Source organism: Streptomyces sp. HUAS 15-9, assembly GCF_025642155.1.
Classification (GTDB): domain Bacteria; phylum Actinomycetota; class Actinomycetes; order Streptomycetales; family Streptomycetaceae; genus Streptomyces.
Genome location: NZ_CP106798.1, coordinates 4,350,403 through 4,368,111, shown reverse-complemented (window position 1 = coordinate 4,368,111; position 17,709 = coordinate 4,350,403). Strand labels below are relative to the sequence as shown.

Below are 17,709 nucleotides of genomic sequence, written 5' to 3'. Positions count from 1 at the left end.
ACCTCCTTGTGTCTGTCAGAGCTGGAGCTTGAAGCCCAGATGTGAGGCCGTGAAGCCGAGTCGCTCGTAGAAGCGGTGGGCGTCGGTGCGGCTGACGTCGGAGGTCAGCTGCACCAACTGGCAGCCCTGGTCGCGGGATTTGTCGATCGCCCACTGGATCAGCTGGGTGCCCAGACCGCTGCCGCGCTCGTCCGCGTGGATGCGAACCGCCTCGATGATCGACCGGGTGGCACCGCGCCGGGACAGCCCGGGAATCAGGGTGAGCTGGAGCGTGCCGATGACGCGACCCTCGCGCACGGCTACGACCACCCGCTGGTTCGGGTCGGCGGAGAGCCGCTCCAGCGCGGTCAGATACGGGGCCAGGTCGTCCGGTGACTCGCGCCGTGCCCCCAGTGGGTCGTCGGCGAGCATGCCGACGACGGCCGGGATGTCGTCGGCGATTACGGGGCGTATCTCGAGGTCTCCCATGCCCGCACCCTATGCGGGCACGCTCAACGACTCGACCACCCGTACCAGCGGGGTGAGCTCCGGGTTCCTGGCCGCCTCGTCAAGGGCCTCACGCAGGGCGGAGTCATTGGTCGGACGCGCCTCTTCGAGCAGCTTCAGGCCCGCTTCAGTGACGTTCGTGTAGATGCCACGGCGGTCGGTGGGGCACAGATAACGCTCGAGGAGCCCGCGGTCCTCCAGGCGCGTGACAAGCCGGGTGGTGGCGCTCTGGCTGAGGACGACCGCGTCGGCGACCTGCTTCATCTGCAGATGCCCACCTTCGCCGTCGTGCTGCCGGCTGAGCACGTCCAGCAGGGAGTACTCGCGCACGCTCAGATCGTGCTTCACCTGCAGGGCCCGCTCGATGTGGGCCTCGATCCTCCCGTGCAGCAGGGAGAGGGCACACCAGCCCTGGGCGAGGGCGGTGAGCGTGGGGTCCGTCGCTGTCATGGGCGTTCTCCTCCGTCCCGGAGCGGCTGAATCCCAGGATAGGGCAACTCCGCGACAGCCCGCTGTTGCATATAGCCCGCGTCTGCAACTATTGTGGACACACGCAAAGCGCTACTGCAATCATCTGGGAAGGGTATACCCCCACATGCCTCTCGCGCTCCTGGCCCTCGCGATCGGGGCCTTCGGAATCGGAACGACCGAGTTCGTGATCATGGGCTTGCTGCCCGAGGTCGCGGGTGACTTCGGCGTCTCCATCCCCACTGCGGGCCTGCTCGTCACGGGCTACGCGCTCGGTGTGGTGATCGGCGCTCCGCTGATGACCGCGCTCGGCACCAAGGTCTCGCGCAAGCGGATGCTGATGCTGCTGATGGGCCTGTTCATCGCCGGAAACCTGGTGTCCGCCCTCGCCCCCGCCTTCGCCGTCATGCTGATCGGACGGGTGATCGCCTCGCTCGCCCACGGAGCCTTCTTCGGCATCGGCTCGGTCGTCGCGGCCGATCTGGTGGCCCCGGACAAGAAGGCCGGAGCCATCGCGATGATGTTCACCGGCCTGACGGTCGCCAACGTCGTCGGTGTCCCGCTGGGCACGCTTGTCGGCCAGCACGTCGGCTGGCGCGTGACTTTCGGGATCGTCGCCGCCCTCGGCGTCGTTGGCCTGGCCGGCATCGCCAGGCTGGTACCGGAGCTGCCCAAGCCGGACGGTGTGCACCTGCGCCACGAACTGGCCGCCTTCAAGAACGCCCAGGTCCTGCTCGCCATGGTGATGACCGTCCTCGGCTTCGGCGGCGTCTTCGCGGCCATCACGTACATCGCGCCGATGATGACCCATGCCGCCGGCTTCGCCGACGGCTCCGTCACCTGGCTGCTGGTCCTCTTCGGCCTCGGCATGGTCGGCGGCAACCTCGTCGGCGGCAGGTTCGCCGACCGCGCGCTGATGCCCATGCTGTACGTCTCCCTGGGCGCCCTGGCCGTCGTGCTCGCCCTCTTCACGCTCACCGCGCACAACAAGATCGCGGCAGCCGTGACCATCGCCCTCATCGGCGCCCTGGGCTTCGCGACCGTCCCGCCGCTGCAGAAGCGCGTCCTCGACCAGGCGCACGGTGCGCCCACCCTGGCCTCCGCCGTGAACATCGGCGCCTTCAACCTCGGCAACGCGCTGTCCGCCTGGCTCGGCGGCATGGTGATTGCCGCGGGCTTCGGATACACCGCCCCCAACTGGGTCGGCGCCGCTCTTGCCGCAGCCGCGTTGGTCCTCGCCGTCCTCTCTGCGGCCCTGGAGCGCCGCGACAGCGGGCCCTCCGCTGTGGTGGCGGGCGGCGCACCTGCCGCACAGCGGACGGCCGTCCACCACTGAGCCGCACCCCACACCGAGCCCGACCCCCGCAGTACCCCAAGGAGAAACACCTCATGAGCACCACCGCCGTCGCCCCGCTCACCACCCACGACGCCGAGACCCTCATCACCGAGGTCCGCCGCGCGGCGGAGGCCGCCGGAGTCACCGTCAGGGTCACCGTCCTGGACGCGGGCGGTGATCTGCTCGCCTTCCGGCGCGACGACCGGGCCGTGCTGATCTCCGGGGAGACCAGCACCCGCAACGCCTACACGGCGCTCCAGCTGAACGCCCCCACCGCGGACCTCGTCGACGCCGTCCAGCCCGGCGGCCCGTTCCACACGCTGCCCACCGCGCTCGACCGGCCGCTGCTGTTCATCGCGGGTGGTATCCCGGTCCACCGCGACGGCCGTCTGATCGGTGCGATAGGCGTCGTCGGCGGTGCGCCGGAGCAGGACCACGGTTTCGCGCTCGCCGCCGTGGAGACGCTTGCCTGATCCAGCGTGTTCCCCGCGGCACGGCCGGCTCCCACCACACGGCGGGAGCCGGCCGTGCCGTACGTACGAGCGTTTCTCAGCCTGCCGCGACCGTCACCGGAGCGAACCGCCGGGTCCAGTCCCCGGGCAGTTCCGTGATGCCGTACGTCATGACGGCGTTGGAGGACACGGACTGCAGCCCGCGCTCCTGCGCCCAGGCCACAAGCTCCTCGTGCCGTACGTCGATGTCGATGCGGAGCGGACGCTCCGTGCGGGCGGCGAGCGAGGTGAGCAGAGCCTTCGCGGTCTCCGTGTCATGGGCGATCAGCGGGCCGACGACATGGGTGTCCATGTTGGGCCAGGCGGCCGTGTATCCGACGATCCGGCCGTTTTCCTCGGCGACGCGCAGCTGGTCGGCGAAGGCGGGCAGGCGCGTGATGAGGTGCGTGCGATCGGCGCCGAACACCTCTTCGTCGAGCCGGAGGATCGAGCCGAGGTCCTCGGCGGTGGCCGAGCGCGTCACCACCCGAGGCTCCGGCCCGCCCGGCGTGAAGTGTCCCCGGAGCATCTCCGCCCGCCCGGTGACCTTGAAGCCGAGCTCTTCGTACAGGGGCCGGCCGTACGGCGTCGCATGAAGCGTGAGCGGGGTGGTTCCCATCGTCGACATCACGTGGCACATCAGCCGGCGTCCGACGCCCTGGCGGGCGTGCCTCTCGGCGACCAGCACCATGCCGATGCCCGCAAGATCCGGCCGGTCCCCGGGGCCGTACTCCGTGACGACGTAGGCGGCGACAAGGCCACCGTCGGGGTCGTCGATGCCGTGGCCCTTCCCGGCCGTGAGGAGGAATCCCCACTTGTGTTCCTCGCGGGGCCACCCCCGGTTTTCTGACAGATCGGCGCAGGCGGTGAGATCGCGAGGCGTCAGTCGGCGGATGGGCAGAGCGGCGAGGGAAGGAGTCGGCACGCAGGTCAGGCTGTCCGACCGGCACCCCTGACGTCCACCTGATTCGGGGGGACGCATGTGCTTTTGGCCATGCCGTGGCCATCCGTACAACGTGTGGACAAGGCGGGTTGTTTCACGTGAAACATGGGGGACCCGATGAGCTTCGACGCCCATGAGACACGATGGACGCTCATGGTCAGCCGAGGTCGGGGGCGTGCATGGCGCGTACGCCTTCGATATTGCCGTCCAGATAGTGCCGCAGCGACAGTGGCACGAGATGGACCGAGGCGATGCCGACCCGGGTGAACGGCACGCGGACGATCTCGTACTCGCCGGCTGGCTCCTCCACTTCGGGGCCATGGCGCAGGGCCGGGTCCATGGACTCCAGCCGACAGACGAAGAAGTGCTGCACCTTCACGCCGGTCGCGCCACCGTCCTCACCGATGTGCTCCACGGTGTCCACGAAGCAGGGCACCACATCGGTGATCTTGGCGCCGAGCTCCTCGTACACCTCGCGGTGCAGGGCGTCGACGACGGTCGGGTCCTCCGGCTCGACCCCGCCACCGGGAGTGACCCAGTAGGGATCGACACCGGGCTTGGTGCGCTTGATCAGGATGAGGTCATCGCCGTCCAGGAGGACGGCACGGGCGGTGCGCTTGACCACGGGTCGGACGGTCATGGAGGAAATGTGGCCCGGCTGGTTCCACGTGAAACATCACAAACTGCCACCGTCCCATCGCGTGGCGTGATCCGCGCGCCGGGGACGCTCAGCCCCAGTCCGTGGCCGCTCGCTGGAGCCACTCGTACGCCCGCGCGACATGCGGCATGGCGAGCGTGCCGGTGCGTACCACCAGGAAGTACGTGCGCAGGGGCGGCACCGCGGGATCGTGGAGTGCGACGACCTCCCCGAGGCCGAGGGCGGTCGCGCACAGATAGCGCGGAAGCACCGCGAGCCCCGCGCCCGCGATCGCGCATGCGAGGACGGCACGCAGATCGGGGACGATGACGGTGCCCGAGGCGGCCGGGCGGGAGTCGAAGACGGAGGCCCAGTAGCGGGAGACGAAGGGCAGCGACTCATGGACCTCGACGACGGGCAGGTTCTCCAGGGCGGGTGCGCCCTTGCGGCGCAGCACCCCGGAGCCGATCTCCACGGCCCAGCGCGGCGCCGCGACCAGTACGTGCTCCTCGTCGCAGAGCGCAGTCGCCGTGAGCAGCGCGCCGCGCGGACGGGCCGTACTGATGGCCAGATCATGATGTCCGGCGGCCAGCCCCTCCAGGGTCTCCTCCGCGTTCCCGAAGGAGGCGCGCAGCGCGAAACCCTGGCCGTCCTCGCCGGTGAGCTCCGTGAGGACGGGCAGTGCGCGCTCCGCGGTGAACTCGGGCGGACCGGCCAGATGCAGGGTGCGCAGCGAGAACTCGTCGTCGAGTCCCGTCTCGGTGATCTCCACCAGGGCGTCGAGGTGCGGCGCGGCCTTGTGGGCGAGTTCGTCGCCGATGGTCGTCGGAGTCACTCCGCGGGCCTGCCGCAGGAACAGCGGGCGCCCCAGCTGTCTTTCCAGGGTGCGGATCTGTGAGGTGACGGCCGGCTGCGAGAGGCCGAGCAGGGCGGCGGCGCGGGTGAAGGAGCCTGCCCGGTGCACGGTCACGAAAGTGCGCAGCAAGGCCAGATCCATGGCGCGCCCTCCCCTTTCCCTGCCCTTCTCCGGCCCCCAGGCAGGGCCCAACTATAAATAAGTCGATAGGTCTCTGTCGCTACGGTGATTGGACACTGACACAGAGTCAACTAGCCTTGTTCGCGCGGTTCTTCGCGCGCAGAACCGGGGACGGTCCGAGCCACGAGGGGGGAGGCTCGGACCGTCCGTTGTACGTAGCCGGACCCCGGGCGGGCGTCCCCGAACCGGTCAGTCCGCCGATGCGTCGAGCGCCCGGAGCACGTCCGCCACCAGATCCTCGGCGTCCTCGGCACCGACCGACAGCCGGATGAAGCCCTCCGGCACCGGATCCCCAGCCCAGCGCCGCCGCCGCTCGGCGGTGGACCGCACCCCGCCGAAGCTCGTCGCGTCGTCCACGAGCCGCAGCGCTTGGAGAAAACGCTCGGCACGCGCGCGCGTGGGCAGCGTGAAGGAGACCACGCACCCATAGCGCCGCATCTGGCGCGAGGCGGTCTTGTACGAGGGGTCGTCGGGCAGACCGGGATAGCGCAGCCCGGTCACCTCGGGCCGCTCGCGCAATGCCCGCGCGAGCGTGAGGGCGGTGGCGTTCTGCCGGTCCGCGCGCAGCTGGAGCGTGGCGATGGAGCGGTGCGCCAGCCAGGCCTCCATGGGTCCGGCGATCGCCCCGACGATCTTGCGCCAGCGGCGTACGGCGGCCATGGCCTCGGCGTCGTGGCCGGCGACATACCCCAGGAGGATGTCCCCGTGCCCGGTGAGCTGCTTGGTGCCGCTGGCCACGGCGAAGTCGGCGCCCAGCTCCAGCGGCCGCTGCCCGAGGGGCGTGGCCAGGGTGTTGTCGACGGCGACCAGGGCGCCACGCGCATGTGCCGCCTCGGCGAGCCGCCGGATGTCGCACACGTCGAGGCCCGGGTTGGACGGGGACTCGATCCACAGCAGGTTCGCCCCGTCCAGAACCTCCAGCTGGGCGTCGTCGCCGGTGGGCGCGGTACGTACCTCGATGCCGTAGGCCTCCAGCTGGGCGCGGACCATGGGCAGCACCTGGTAGCCGTCGCTCGGCAGCACCACGGCGTCCCCGGCGCGCAGCTGGGAGAACAGCACCGCGGAGATGGCCGCCATGCCGGAGGCGAACACAAGGGTCTCGACGCAGTCCTGCCCGGGCGCCTCCAACTCGCCGATGGCCTGCTCCAGCAGGGTCCACGTCGGATTGTCGTCACGCCCGTAGGCGTACGGACCCGTCACCTCGCCCGGCAGATGGAAGTGCGCGGCGAAGACCGGACCGGGCAGGGTCGGTTCGTGCTTGACCGGTTCGGGCAGCCCGGCGCGCACCGCACGTGTGCCGTCCCCCGTACGGCCGTCGTCGGTCGCGGAATCGCTCATGCCACCCGTCCCTCCACCTGCTCGCGCACCGCGGCGAGCAGACCCGTGCTCGCCGCCTCCACCATCTCAAGACACTCCTCGAAGCCGCTCGTACCCCCGTAGTACGGGTCCGGTACATCGAGGTCGTCGCCTGCGGCGGGGTCGTACGAGCGGAGCAGCCGCACCTTGAGTGTGTCCTCCTCCGTGGGCGCCAGACGGCGCAGGGCCTTGAGGTGGCCGGCGTCGAGGGCGATCACGAGGTCGAGGTGCGAGAACCACGAGGCCCGGAACTGGCGGGCCGTGTGATCGGTGTCGTAGCCGTGCTCCTCCAGGACGGAGACGGTGCGCGGGTCCGCGCCCTCGCCCTCGTGCCAGTCGCCGGTGCCGGCGCTGTCGATCTCGACCAGGTCTGTCAGGTCGGCCTCGGCCACGCGCGCGCGGAAGACGAATTCGGCCATCGGGGACCGGCAGATGTTGCCGGTGCAGACGAAGCAGACGCGGTACGCCATCGGGGTCAGTCCTTGCCGTCGGGCAGGACGACGTTCAGTGCCCAGGAGACGATCGAGATGATCAGGCCGCCGAGGACGGCGGTCCAGAAGCCGTCCACGTGGAAGCTCAGGTCGAGCTTGCCGCACAGCCACGAGGTCAGCAGCAGCATCAGCGCGTTGACCACCAGGGTGATCAGGCCGAGGGTCAGGATGAACAGCGGGAAGGTCAGGACCTTCACGATCGGCTTGACCAGCCAGTTCACCAGGCCGAAGAGCAGGGCGACCACTATCAGCGTGCCGATTTTCTTGCCCGTGCTGTCACCGGTCAGAGTGATCTTGTCGAGCAGCCACACGGCGACCGCCAGGGCCCCGGCGTTGGCGATCGTCTTGACTACGAAATTCTTCATGTGTCTGATCGTGGCAGACGTGACCGGATCTGAGCAGTGAGCAAGGGCGGGCAAGTGCGATGAAGGCATTCCGGTTGGATGAACTGGAGGCGGAGCGTGCCGCCAACGAGGGTGCCTACCTCCAGTTTCTGCGGGAACGCAACATGTCGGTCGGTCTGTACGCCCTCAACGCGGGCGAGCACGACCCTCAGAAGCCCCACAACCAGGACGAGGTGTACTTCGTCGTGAGCGGCCGTGCGTCGATCACGGTGGGCATGGAGACGACCCAGGTCGCGCGCGGCAGCGTGGTGTACGTGCCGGCCGGGGTGGCCCACAAGTTCCACCACATCAGCGAGGATCTGAGGGTCCTGGTGCTCTTCTCTCCCCCTGAGGCCTGATCCCGCGCCTCAGGGTTCCCTAGGGGAACGGTCAGGGGAGGACAAGGGGTGCGAGGCCCCCGCCGGACCCCCTGGCGGCTCTAGCATCGAGTGCAGGACTTCGAGAACGCACAAGACTGCAAAGGACGAGGGCAATGCGAGAGATCTTCACGGGACTGCCGTGGTGGGTGAAGTGGATCGCGGTGCCGGTCATCGCCCTGGTCGTGTTCGGCGGGCTGATAGCCAGCGTGGTCGGATTCGTGGTCTACCTGCTCTTCAAGGTTCTGATCTTCGTCGCTCTGGTCGGCGGACTGATCTACGTCGTGCGGAAGTTCATATCGGGTTCCTCGTCGCGCAGCGACTGGTGAGGGCCGTGGGAAACGGGTGGCGGTAACAGGAATCGCCTGTTCCCTCGGGCGAGGGAAGTTTTCCGGGCAGGCCGTCTGACAGCGGTGGCGGGCCGTTAAAGTCCGGAATTCGACGCGGGGCCCAGCCCCGCGGGCGGCGTACACCCCACCCGTGTTCCTCCGCACGGGCTGCCCCCTCGCGCTTCGGGAGTGACCCTTGGCCACGGCTGACACCGCACCCGCAGTACCGCACGCACCCCCCGCACAGCCGCGCTCCTCCACACCCCCCGCGCAGCGGCCGACCTCCGCGGCGGTGCCCGAACAGCCGCACTCCGCGACCCTCATCGGATCCGTGCAACGGGCGATGCGGCTGCTGGAGACGGTCGCCGAGCACGAGTACGGCGCTCCCGCCAAGCAACTGGCCCGCGAGACCGGCCTGGCGCTCCCGACGGCGTATCACCTGCTGCGCACCCTCGTGCACGAGGGCTATCTCCGCCGTGACAAGGGCCTGTTCTTCCTCGGAGAGGCGGCCGAGCGGCTGGGCAGCAGCGGAGCCCAGCAGAAACGTCGCAGCGCGGTCGCGGCCGCGCTCGCGCAATGGCGCGATTCCATCGGTGTGCCGGTGTACTACGCGATGTACCGGGACGGCGAGATCGAGGTCATGTGCGTCTCCGACACCCCGAGCACCCCGGCGGTCGAGGAGTGGGCCGACTTCCGGGAAACCGGGCACGCGCACGCGATCGGGCAGTGTCTGCTGTCCCAGGTTGACGAGGATGCGCGCCGCGACCACCTCGACCGCTACCCGGTGCTGCCCCTCACCCCGTACACCGTGCGCGACAGTCAGAGCCTGCTGCGGCGTCTGGACCGGATGCGCCGGATGGAGCCGGTGACGGAGCGGCAGGAGTACGCGCTGGGGACGGTCTGCGCGGCGATCCCGATCACGGTCGGTACCACGGCGGCCACGATGGCCCTTTCCCTGCCCGCCCACCAGGCGGACCGGCTGCTGCCCGCGGCCCGGCAACTGCAGGCCGAGGTCGGACAGCACCTGGGGACACTGGCGATCTCTATCAGTATCTGAAAACTCACTCCTTGTGATCTCACATGTACTTTCTGCAAGATTTGACCAGCGTCAAGGAATCAATCCGGCCGGTCGGTGTCATAAGACGGGGTAGGCGATGCGCGAGTCCGTACAGGCAGAGGTCATGATGAGCTTCCTCGTGTCCGAGGAGCTCTCCTTTCGCATTCCGGTGGAGTTGCGTTACGAGACCTGTGACCCCTACGCCGTACGGCTGACCTTCCATCTGCCCGGTGATGCCCCGGTGACATGGGCCTTCGGGCGCGAGCTGCTGATCGACGGGGTGGGCCGGCCGTGCGGGGACGGTGATGTGCACATCGCGCCCGCCGATACGGACGTGCTGGGGGAGGTGCTGATCCGCCTTCAGGTCGGTGGCGACCAGGCGGTGTTCCGGTCCTCGGCGCCGCCGCTCGTGGCCTTCCTCGACCGTACGGACAAGCTGGTGCCGCTCGGCCAGGAGGGGGCGCTCGCCGACTTCGACGCCCATCTCGACGAGGCCCTGGACCGCATCCTGGCCGAGGAACAGAGCGCCGGCTGACGCGCTACGGCATGGCGGGCGAGGCGCCCCACGATGGCGTGCGGGGCGCTGCAGTAACGCTTCTCCTCGTAGGTCGTCGGCTCACCTCATAGGTCACCGGTTCTGCCGGAGCGTCACCTCTTGCGGCGCCGGCCCCGTCCACCGCGCGCCGCGGCGGACGGGACCTCGGCAGGCTTCCCCGCCCCCGCCTTCCCTGCCCCCTGTCCCGGCCTGTCGGCCGACACCACGAGGGCGGCCAGGGCCGTGGTGACCGGCACCGAGGCGACCAGGCCGATCGAGCCCACCAGGGTGCGCACTATCTCCTCCGCCACCAGTTCGCTGTTGGCGACGCTCGTCACGCTGCTCTGCGCGATCGAGAAGAGCAGCAGCAGCGGCAGCGCGGCACCGGCATAGGCGAGTACGAGCGTGTTGACGACGGACGCGATGTGGTCACGGCCGATGCGGATCCCCGCCCGGTACAGTCCGCGCCAGCCCATCGACGGATTGGCCTCGTGCAGTTCCCACACGGCCGAGGTCTGGGTCACGGTCACGTCGTCCAGGACGCCGAGTGAACCGATGATGACGCCGGCCAGCAGCAGACCGCTCATGTCGATCGACGGATACAGGCCATGGATGAGACCGGTGTTGTCGTCGGTGTTGCCCGTCAGCGCGGCCCAGTCGATGAACTCCGAGCCCAGGATGCCGATCAGCAGAAGCGACACCAGCGTGCCGAGCACCGCGACCGATGTGCGGGCCGACAGACCGTGGCACATATAGAGCGCGATCAGCATGATGGCGCTCGACCCGACCACCGCCACGACGAGTGGGTTCGAGCCCTGCAGGATCGCGGGCAGGATGAAGAGGGTCAGCACCAGGAAGCTGACGGCCAGCGCGACCAGCGCCATGACGCCGCGCAATCGGCCCACCACCACGACGGCGAGCGCGAAGATGCCGGCCAGCAGCGCCATCGGGAACTTCCGGTCCACATCGGCGACCGAGTACTGCAGCTCCTTGGGTGCCGAGGGCTCGTAGGCGACCACAACCTTCTCGCCCTCGTGCAACTGCCGTGACTGGTCCGGCTGCACGATCTCCGTGAACGTACGGCCCTTGTCCTTGCCGGTGTCGACCTGGATCGTCGCCTTCTTGCAGGTGCTGTTCTCCTCCTTCTGGGCGGAATTATCCCTTGCGGTGGGGGTGTCGCCCGTCGGCGCCTGCCCCGAGGCGTTCACCGACTTGCAGCTCACCTCGACGACCACGGTGACCGTGGCCTGCTGCGTCTGCCGGTCGAAGCCGACTCCCGTGCGCTGGTGCGGCGGGGCTCCACCGGGCCAGAGCACGACGAGTCCGACCACGACCGCCGCGGTGAACGGGATCAGGATCGCCGCGATGACCTTGCGCAGATGCTGGGAGACGGGCGCGGCGGGGCCATGGCTGTGGCTGTGCGAGTGGCCGTGGCCGCCGCTGTTTCCGGCACCGTGCCCGTGTCCCGGGGCCTGTCCATGGCCGGACCCGTGGCCGTGCTCATCGCTGGCACCGTGGCGCTCGTGGTCGTGTCCGCCGCGCTGTCCGGGGCCGGGTCGGCGCGGCGGCTCGGGCGGCGGGTAGGGGTACTGCTGTGTCGTGGTCACCGCCAGATCATTGCAAGAACGGTAGGGGCCCTCTGTTCACCGCGACCGAATTGACGCTAGCGTGGAGGCACCTTTGCACACGCGGGAGCTCGGAGCACCGGGCTGAGAGGGCGCTGACCTCCGTATTCGCGATGTTTCACGTGGAACTGAGTGATGTTTCACAGGAAACGCCGGCCGAGACGGAAATCGCTGCGTCGACCGCTGAACCTGTTACCGGGTAATGCCGGCGTAGGGAGTAGGTCTCATGACCAACAAGGACGCACGCACGCCTGCCTCCATGCAGAACTCTGCCCAGGGTGAGGCCGGGAAGTCCATCGGCTGGCACAAGGGGTATGTCGAGGGCTCACGCCCCGATGTACGTGTGCCGGTTCGTCAGGTGCACCTCACCAACGGGCAGTCGGTCACGCTGTACGACACCTCAGGCCCGTACACCGATCCACTCGTCGAGACGGACGTCCGCAGGGGCCTACCGCCGCTGCGGGAGAACTGGATCATCGCCCGCGGCGACACCGAGGAGTACGCGGGCCGTCCCGTCCGTCCCGAGGACGACGGGGTCAAGCACACCTCTCCCCGCGGCGGTCTGCGCAACCTCGACGCGGTCTTCCCCGGACGCCCGCGTCTGCCGCGCCGCGGCCGTGACGGCACGGCGGTCACCCAGCTCGCGTATGCGCGCCGGGGCGAGATCACGCCGGAGATGGAGTTCGTGGCCGTCCGGGAGAACGTTGCTCCCGAGGTCGTCCGCGAGGAGATCGCGGCAGGCCGGGCGGTGCTGCCCGCCAACGTCAACCACCCGGAGATCGAGCCGATGATCATCGGCAAGCGGTTCCTGGTGAAGGTCAACGCCAACATCGGCAACTCCGCGGTGACGTCCTCCATCGAGGAGGAGGTCGAGAAGATGACCTGGGCGACCCGCTGGGGCGCCGACACGGTCATGGACCTGTCCACCGGCCGCAATATCCACACCACCCGCGAGTGGGTGCTGCGCAACTCCCCCGTCCCCATCGGCACCGTGCCGCTCTATCAGGCCCTGGAGAAGGTCGACGGCAGGGCCGAGGAACTGACCTGGGAGATCTACAAAGACACGGTCATCGAGCAGGCCGAGCAGGGCGTGGACTACATGACGGTCCACGCGGGCGTTCGCCTGCCGTACGTCCCGCTCACCGCGAATCGCAAGACCGGCATCGTCTCGCGCGGCGGCTCGATCATGGCGGCCTGGTGCCTCGCGCACCACAAGGAGTCGTTCCTGTACGAGAACTTCGAGGAACTCTGCGAGATCCTCGCCGCCTACGACGTCACGTACTCGCTGGGCGACGGCCTTCGGCCGGGCTCGATCGCCGACGCCAACGACGAGGCGCAGTTCGCGGAACTCCGGACGCTCGGGGAACTCAACCGGATCGCCAAGCGTTTTGATGTTCAGACCATGATCGAGGGCCCGGGACACGTCCCGATGCACAAGATCAAGGAGAACATCGACCTTCAGCAGGAGATCTGCGATGAAGCTCCGTTCTATACGCTCGGCCCGCTGACGACGGACGTCGCGCCGGCGTACGACCACATCACCTCCGGCATCGGTGCCGCGATGATCGCCTGGTGGGGCACGGCCATGCTCTGCTATGTCACGCCCAAGGAGCACTTGGGCCTGCCCAACCGTGACGACGTCAAGACCGGCGTCATCACCTACAAGATCGCCGCCCACGCAGCCGACCTCGCCAAGGGGCACCCCGGTGCGCAGGAGTGGGACGACGCGCTGTCCGACGCGCGCTTCGAGTTCCGGTGGGAGGACCAGTTCAACCTCGCCCTGGACCCGGACACAGCACGGGAGTTCCACGACGAGACCCTGCCGGCGGAGCCGGCCAAGACAGCTCACTTCTGCTCGATGTGCGGGCCGAAGTTCTGCTCGATGAAGATCTCCCAGGACATCCGGCGTGAACACGGTGGCAGCCGGGTGGAGATCGAGGAGGGCATGGCTCAGAAGTCGAAGGAGTTCGCTGCCGCGGGCAATCGGGTGTATCTGCCGGTCGCCGACTGATCCGGCGGTTGTTCCGTCGCCGGTTGCCCGGCCTGCGCCCCGTCGGGGGCGCAGGCCGGGGCTATTCCGGCTGGTGTTCCGGGCCTCCGAAGTCCGGGCTCGTGTAGTCCGGGCTGGTGAAGCTCGGGCGTGGGCCCGGGGTGCTGCCGTCGTCGGGGCTGCTGAAGCCCGGGCGGTCGTAGCCGAGGCGCGGCATGCGGCTGGTCGGTGCCGGAGGGGCCGTGCGGTGCAGCGCGGTCGTGCCGGGGTTGGCGAGGGCTTCCTGGAGGAAGGGGAGGATGCCGCGTTCCAGGAGGGCTTCTCGCCAGGCTTCCCTGGCCCGGGTCACCTCCCCGTTCGCCTCGCCGTAGGCCCCGGCGTCCAGCGAGGGGCTGTTGCGCAGCGCGGTGAGCAGCAGCCCGACCGCGGCGACGAGGATCGCGGCCGCGGTCATGGCGCCGAACACCCATCCCGCGGTCAGCATGGTCTGGGCGAATGCCGGCTCGGGGTCGAGCATCTTCAGGATGTAGCCGACGAGCAGGAATATCGCCGCGGCGGTTCCGGCGAGGACGGGGGCGAGGACCGCGACGACGGCGACGGCGCCCGCGCCGGTGGTCTCGGCGGCCTCGCCGAGGGTGGTGGCGAGCCCCATCGCGCCCGCGGCGCCCGGCTCACCGGAGCCGGATTCACCGCTGGACGACGGGGTGGACGACGCCGGTTGGCGCAGTTCCTCGCGGACCTTCACATAGTGCTGGTACTCGGTCGCCGCGGCCGCCGTGATGAGTGTGGTGGCGTTCAGCGCCATGGTGCGCAGCTGTTCGGTGTTCAGCCGCTGTCCCACAGCGGCCAGTTCCGGGCGGTGTGGTGCGGAGCGCAGCGCCTCATCGAGGATCCGCTCGTATTCCTGGCGGTCCTCGCTGTGCAGGTGCTGCGGAACGCTGTTCATGTGCATCCCCCGATGCTCCGTAGGGCTTGGGGCTCGCACGCCGGCGAGCCGTCGGGCAGAAACGGAGGGGAGCCTGCTACGGATAAGCCGATGGTAGAGCCGCGACGGCACGCGGTGACAGGGGGTTGCCAGAAATTGGGTGCTGGCCTGCATGTACGCCGTCGGGGGACGCTTGCCCGTCGAACGCTCAGTTATCCAGGGGAAGTTGCTGGACCAGCAGCTTTCCGGCCATGGTCACGCCGCCGTCCATGGCGATGGCCAGGCCGTCGGCGTAGACGTGCGGTCCTTCGACCACGGGACCGGCATCCTCCTCGCCGTCCTCGGACCCGACCTCGCCCAGCAGGTACGGAATGGGGCTGTGGCCGTGAACGATGCGCGTGCCGCCGTACGTATCGAGGAGGGAGCGCACGGCGTCGGCGCCGCCCTCGTCGCGGAAGGAGAAGCGCTTGGTGAACTTGCGGAACAGGTCCCAGCATTCGTCCGCGTCGTTGCGCGTGAGCGTCTCGCGGACCGTGTCGTTGACCGCCTCGATCGAGTCGCCGTAGTCCAGGTAGGCGGTGGTGTCGGAGTGGACGAGCAGATAGCCGTCGACCTCCTCGACGGCGTCGAGGCGGGCCATCCACTGCAGATGGTGGTCCTGGAGGCGGTCCATGTCGGTCTTCTGGCCGCCGTTGAGCAGCCAGGCCGCCTGGAAGGTGGCGGTGCCCGCGCCGGAGTTGACGGGGGTGTCGCCGAACCGCTTGGCGCCGAGCAGCAGGAGTTCGTGGTTGCCCATGAGCGCCTTGCAGTAGCCGCCGGCCGCGGCGGCCTCCGCGGACAGCCGCATCACCAGGTCGATGACGCCGATGCCGTCCGGGCCGCGGTCGGTGAAGTCGCCGAGGAACCACAGCCGGGCGGTGCCCGCGCACCACTGGCCGGCCGAGTCGATCAGGTCCTTCTCCCTCAGGGCGGTGATCAGGTCGTCGAGATAGCCGTGCACGTCCCCGACGACATACAGCGGGCCCGTGCCGGTGGTCTGCCGCGGGGCCGGCGCGGGCGCCGGGTCGACGGGCACCTGGAGCGTGTCGCCCCGGTTGATGACGGGCAGGTCGCGCTGGGTGGGCGAGTACCCCTCCGGGTAGCCCTCGTCCACGGGGGCGACGGTGTTGCCGGGGCGGGCGCTGTGGGCATACGGACCGGTCTCATGGACGTACCCGGGTACCCGGAAGTCGCGCAACGTCGCCGTCCGCTCCACCTCGGGTCCCTGACCGGCCCCCTGAGTCATCAGACCCCTCCACCATCGCGCCGCATCTGCACCGGTTCGGACTGCCTGGTCGCAGCGGCCCGCGGTGTCGTGGGCCCATCATAGGAATGCGGATCGCGCCATGTGATGACCCAGGGGTGGTGAATCGGAGCAAGACTCCAGTTCAACGCGGCTTTCGCCCCGTTTGGGCAGGGCTTTCACCTTCCGATGGCAGCCTGAAGAACCCCTGGCACCGAGCGGACGACCTCCTGGCGTCAGGCTGACGACCCGCTGTCGCACACCGACGACCCACTGTTGTGACGCGGACGATCGCTGCCGTCGAGCCGATGACTCCCCGCGGGCGGCTGTCGAGTCGGGCCCGGAAGGTGTGATGGGCTCGTGACCGCCGGACCCCCGTTGCCGCTGCCCCCACCCGAGGGTCGGCCGGGCTTCCATGAGCCCGGCCCGCCGGCCCGGTGGTGGCTACTTCTCCTCCGGCATTCGCGGAGGGCTGACCGTCGTCCGCGGCGAACGGCGCTGGGACGAGGTGCGCACGATCAGTTCGGTCGGTATCACCTGCTCGACCGGGTGCTCCGAGTCGACTCCCTCGATGGCGTCGATGAGGAGCTGGACCACGGCCGTGCCGATGCGTCGGGGCTTGAGGGAGAGCGTGGTGATGGGCGGCTCGGTGTTGGCGTACACCGTGGACTCGCTGCAGCACACCAGCAGCAGATCGTCCGGGACGCGCAGACCGTAGCGGCGGGCGGCGGCCAGCAGGTCGGTGCCGTTGGGGTCGAAGAGGCCGTAGACCGCGTCGGGGCGGTCGGGGCGGGCCAGCAGCCGGTCGGCGGCGACGGCGCCGGCACACGGGTCGTGCGCCGGGTAGGCCTCGTACACCGGGTCCTGGCCGACCCGTTCGCACCAGTGCAGATACGCGGTGGTCGACAGATGGGTGTACGTGTCCGTCGTCGTCCCCGTGAGCAGCCCGATCCGGCGGGCGCCCGCGTCGGCGAGATGGTCGAGGATGCCGAGTACGGCGGCCTCGTGATCGTTGTCGACCCATGCCGTGACCGGGAGCGAACCGACCGGGCGGCCGTCGGAGACGACCGGCAGGCCCTGCCGGACCAGCTCGCTGACCACCGGGTCCTGGTCGGAGGGGTCGATGACGACCGTGCCGTCCAGGGCGACGTTCGACCACACGTCGTGGCGCGAGGTCGCGGGCAGGATCACCAGGGCGTAGCCGCGGGCGAGTGCGGCCGAGGTCGCGGCGCGGGCCATTTCGGCGAAGTACGCGAACTCGGTGAAGGTGAAAGGTTCATCCCCGTACGTCGTCACGGTCAGGCCGATGAGCCCCGACTTGCCGGTACGGAGCGTGCGGGCGGCGGCCGAGGGGCGGTACCCCAGCCGATCGGCGACCTCGCGGACATGGCGCCGGGTGGCGTCCGGGAGCCGGCCCTTGCCGTTGAGGGCGTCGGACACGGTCGTGATGGAGACCCCGGCGGCGGCGGCGACGTCTCTGATGCCTGCTCGACCCGGCCGACTGCCTCGACGTGAGGTTTCCGCGCGGCTCACCTGGTGCTTCCCTGCTGCTGTCATGGCGAGCCGATAGTAGGGCTCAGGCGGTGGGGTAGTGCGGACGCATATGCACGCGTTGACAGGCACGTTTCTGCATGGTCATAAGGGGTCAACTGCCTTAGAAAGAAAGTCAGTTGAACGATCCAATGGCAAGACGTGACTTGTCGGCGCGCATGGGCCTGCCAAGGGCCCGATGTTTCGAAGAGGTCTCAACTCACCTTGACGAGCGATGCGCGCCACGGCGCGAGCCACCGGCGCGTAGATATATGTGCGACGCGCCCCCCGTTTCGTACATCTTCATGCGGTGATGCCCCTGATGCGGGTGGGGCTGATGTGGTTTACGCCTCACTCATTCCCGTCGCTCCTCACCTGTACGCAGGAGCGCCGAATCCTCATAGGGTGAGCAGTATTGGAAGCCGGCGGCGC

The 17,709-nt window shown here is 69.1% G+C and carries 19 protein-coding genes; 7 read left to right on the top strand and 12 right to left on the bottom strand.

The features are described 5' to 3' along the window. Positions 1 to 15: 15 nt before the first annotated feature. Together N8I87_RS20205 and N8I87_RS20200 are read right to left on the bottom strand one after the other, a co-directional pair. On the bottom strand, positions 16 to 468 hold the full coding sequence (locus N8I87_RS20205) for a GNAT family N-acetyltransferase (protein ID WP_263210574.1): 453 nt from the start codon (positions 466 to 468) through the stop codon (positions 16 to 18). A 9-nt stretch (positions 469 to 477) separates the two neighbouring features. After that, a complete protein-coding gene (locus tag N8I87_RS20200) occupies positions 478 to 936 on the bottom strand; it encodes a MarR family winged helix-turn-helix transcriptional regulator (protein ID WP_263210573.1) in 459 nt (152 codons plus the stop codon). 145 nt (positions 937 to 1,081) lie between these two features. Between N8I87_RS20200 and N8I87_RS20195 the strand changes: the two genes are divergently transcribed. Both N8I87_RS20195 and N8I87_RS20190 read left to right on the top strand, forming a co-directional pair. Continuing rightward, positions 1,082 to 2,290 (top strand): MFS transporter, encoded by a 1,209-nt coding sequence (locus N8I87_RS20195; RefSeq protein WP_263210572.1) that lies wholly within the window; start codon positions 1,082 to 1,084, stop codon positions 2,288 to 2,290. Between the two features lie 53 nt (positions 2,291 to 2,343). After that, entirely contained in the window at positions 2,344 to 2,763 is a 420-nt protein-coding gene (locus N8I87_RS20190; RefSeq protein WP_263210571.1) for a GlcG/HbpS family heme-binding protein, read from the top strand. A 76-nt stretch (positions 2,764 to 2,839) separates the two neighbouring features. Here N8I87_RS20190 and N8I87_RS20185 read toward each other — a convergent pair whose 3' ends face one another. The 6 genes from N8I87_RS20185 to N8I87_RS20160 form a co-directional block, all read right to left on the bottom strand. After that, positions 2,840 to 3,706, bottom strand: a complete 867-nt coding sequence (locus tag N8I87_RS20185; protein ID WP_263210570.1) for a GNAT family N-acetyltransferase — start codon at positions 3,704 to 3,706, stop codon at positions 2,840 to 2,842. 175 nt (positions 3,707 to 3,881) lie between these two features. Further along, positions 3,882 to 4,364 carry an NUDIX domain-containing protein gene (locus N8I87_RS20180; protein ID WP_263210569.1) on the bottom strand — a complete coding sequence of 161 codons (483 nt, stop codon included), beginning with the start codon at positions 4,362 to 4,364 and terminating at the stop codon, positions 3,882 to 3,884. 88 nt (positions 4,365 to 4,452) lie between these two features. Then, on the bottom strand, positions 4,453 to 5,358 hold the full coding sequence (locus tag N8I87_RS20175) for a LysR family transcriptional regulator (RefSeq protein WP_263210568.1): 906 nt from the start codon (positions 5,356 to 5,358) through the stop codon (positions 4,453 to 4,455). A 228-nt stretch (positions 5,359 to 5,586) separates the two neighbouring features. Then, positions 5,587 to 6,735 (bottom strand): cystathionine gamma-lyase, encoded by a 1,149-nt coding sequence (locus tag N8I87_RS20170; RefSeq protein ID WP_263210567.1) that lies wholly within the window; start codon positions 6,733 to 6,735, stop codon positions 5,587 to 5,589. After that, on the bottom strand, positions 6,732 to 7,223 hold the full coding sequence (locus N8I87_RS20165; RefSeq protein ID WP_263210566.1) for a low molecular weight protein-tyrosine-phosphatase: 492 nt from the start codon (positions 7,221 to 7,223) through the stop codon (positions 6,732 to 6,734). Before N8I87_RS20165 ends, N8I87_RS20170 begins: the two co-directional genes overlap by 4 nt. A 5-nt stretch (positions 7,224 to 7,228) precedes the next feature. Then, positions 7,229 to 7,609: a phage holin family protein gene (locus N8I87_RS20160; RefSeq protein WP_263210565.1), complete on the bottom strand. Its 381-nt coding sequence runs from the start codon at positions 7,607 to 7,609 to the stop codon at positions 7,229 to 7,231. Positions 7,610 to 7,668: 59 nt separating this feature from the next. On the opposite strand from N8I87_RS20160, the gene N8I87_RS20155 reads away from it, so the two are divergent. The 4 genes from N8I87_RS20155 (at position 7,669) to N8I87_RS20140 (ending at position 9,925) form a co-directional block, all read left to right on the top strand. Next, on the top strand, positions 7,669 to 7,986 hold the full coding sequence (locus tag N8I87_RS20155) for a cupin domain-containing protein (RefSeq protein WP_263210564.1): 318 nt from the start codon (positions 7,669 to 7,671) through the stop codon (positions 7,984 to 7,986). Between the two features lie 134 nt (positions 7,987 to 8,120). Continuing rightward, positions 8,121 to 8,333 carry a DUF5326 family protein gene (locus tag N8I87_RS20150; protein ID WP_263210563.1) on the top strand — a complete coding sequence of 71 codons (213 nt, stop codon included), beginning with the start codon at positions 8,121 to 8,123 and terminating at the stop codon, positions 8,331 to 8,333. A gap of 196 nt (positions 8,334 to 8,529) precedes the next feature. Continuing rightward, positions 8,530 to 9,390: an IclR family transcriptional regulator gene (locus tag N8I87_RS20145; protein WP_263210562.1), complete on the top strand. Its 861-nt coding sequence runs from the start codon at positions 8,530 to 8,532 to the stop codon at positions 9,388 to 9,390. 97 nt (positions 9,391 to 9,487) lie between these two features. Continuing rightward, a complete protein-coding gene (locus tag N8I87_RS20140) occupies positions 9,488 to 9,925 on the top strand; it encodes an SsgA family sporulation/cell division regulator (RefSeq protein WP_263210561.1) in 438 nt (145 codons plus the stop codon). Between the two features lie 113 nt (positions 9,926 to 10,038). Here N8I87_RS20140 and N8I87_RS20135 read toward each other — a convergent pair whose 3' ends face one another. Next, positions 10,039 to 11,532, bottom strand: coding sequence for a YibE/F family protein (locus N8I87_RS20135; RefSeq protein WP_263210559.1), 1,494 nt, complete (start codon positions 11,530 to 11,532; stop codon positions 10,039 to 10,041). Positions 11,533 to 11,776: 244 nt separating this feature from the next. Between N8I87_RS20135 and thiC the strand changes: the two genes are divergently transcribed. Next, on the top strand, positions 11,777 to 13,561 hold the full coding sequence (gene thiC / locus N8I87_RS20130) for a phosphomethylpyrimidine synthase ThiC (RefSeq protein ID WP_317633482.1): 1,785 nt from the start codon (positions 11,777 to 11,779) through the stop codon (positions 13,559 to 13,561). A 61-nt stretch (positions 13,562 to 13,622) separates the two neighbouring features. Here thiC and N8I87_RS20125 read toward each other — a convergent pair whose 3' ends face one another. The 3 genes from N8I87_RS20125 to N8I87_RS20115 form a co-directional block, all read right to left on the bottom strand. Next, a complete protein-coding gene (locus N8I87_RS20125) occupies positions 13,623 to 14,492 on the bottom strand; it encodes a hypothetical protein (protein ID WP_263210558.1) in 870 nt (289 codons plus the stop codon). A 181-nt stretch (positions 14,493 to 14,673) separates the two neighbouring features. Continuing rightward, a complete protein-coding gene (locus N8I87_RS20120) occupies positions 14,674 to 15,750 on the bottom strand; it encodes a metallophosphoesterase (protein ID WP_263210556.1) in 1,077 nt (358 codons plus the stop codon). Between the two features lie 441 nt (positions 15,751 to 16,191). Continuing rightward, positions 16,192 to 17,304, bottom strand: coding sequence for a LacI family DNA-binding transcriptional regulator (locus N8I87_RS20115; protein ID WP_263210554.1), 1,113 nt, complete (start codon positions 17,302 to 17,304; stop codon positions 16,192 to 16,194). Between the last annotated feature and the right edge of the window lie 405 nt (positions 17,305 to 17,709).

Bases quoted from the DNA above. Each gene is read 5' to 3' on its own strand.
- N8I87_RS20205 (WP_263210574.1), bottom strand. From the start codon at position 468: ATGGGAGACCTCGAGATACGCCCCGTAATCGCCGACGACATCCCGGCC.
- N8I87_RS20200 (WP_263210573.1), bottom strand. From the start codon at position 936: ATGACAGCGACGGACCCCACGCTCACCGCCCTCGCCCAGGGCTGGTGT.
- N8I87_RS20195 (WP_263210572.1), top strand. From the start codon at position 1,082: ATGCCTCTCGCGCTCCTGGCCCTCGCGATCGGGGCCTTCGGAATCGGA.
- N8I87_RS20190 (WP_263210571.1), top strand. From the start codon at position 2,344: ATGAGCACCACCGCCGTCGCCCCGCTCACCACCCACGACGCCGAGACC.
- N8I87_RS20180 (WP_263210569.1), bottom strand. From the start codon at position 4,364: ATGACCGTCCGACCCGTGGTCAAGCGCACCGCCCGTGCCGTCCTCCTG.
- N8I87_RS20175 (WP_263210568.1), bottom strand. From the start codon at position 5,358: ATGGATCTGGCCTTGCTGCGCACTTTCGTGACCGTGCACCGGGCAGGC.
- N8I87_RS20170 (WP_263210567.1), bottom strand. From the start codon at position 6,735: ATGAGCGATTCCGCGACCGACGACGGCCGTACGGGGGACGGCACACGT.
- N8I87_RS20165 (WP_263210566.1), bottom strand. From the start codon at position 7,223: ATGGCGTACCGCGTCTGCTTCGTCTGCACCGGCAACATCTGCCGGTCC.
- N8I87_RS20160 (WP_263210565.1), bottom strand. From the start codon at position 7,609: ATGAAGAATTTCGTAGTCAAGACGATCGCCAACGCCGGGGCCCTGGCG.
- N8I87_RS20155 (WP_263210564.1), top strand. From the start codon at position 7,669: ATGAAGGCATTCCGGTTGGATGAACTGGAGGCGGAGCGTGCCGCCAAC.
- N8I87_RS20150 (WP_263210563.1), top strand. From the start codon at position 8,121: ATGCGAGAGATCTTCACGGGACTGCCGTGGTGGGTGAAGTGGATCGCG.
- N8I87_RS20140 (WP_263210561.1), top strand. From the start codon at position 9,488: ATGCGCGAGTCCGTACAGGCAGAGGTCATGATGAGCTTCCTCGTGTCC.
- thiC (WP_317633482.1), top strand. From the start codon at position 11,777: ATGACCAACAAGGACGCACGCACGCCTGCCTCCATGCAGAACTCTGCC.
- N8I87_RS20125 (WP_263210558.1), bottom strand. From the start codon at position 14,492: ATGCACATGAACAGCGTTCCGCAGCACCTGCACAGCGAGGACCGCCAG.
- N8I87_RS20120 (WP_263210556.1), bottom strand. From the start codon at position 15,750: ATGACTCAGGGGGCCGGTCAGGGACCCGAGGTGGAGCGGACGGCGACG.
- N8I87_RS20115 (WP_263210554.1), bottom strand. From the start codon at position 17,304: ATGACAGCAGCAGGGAAGCACCAGGTGAGCCGCGCGGAAACCTCACGT.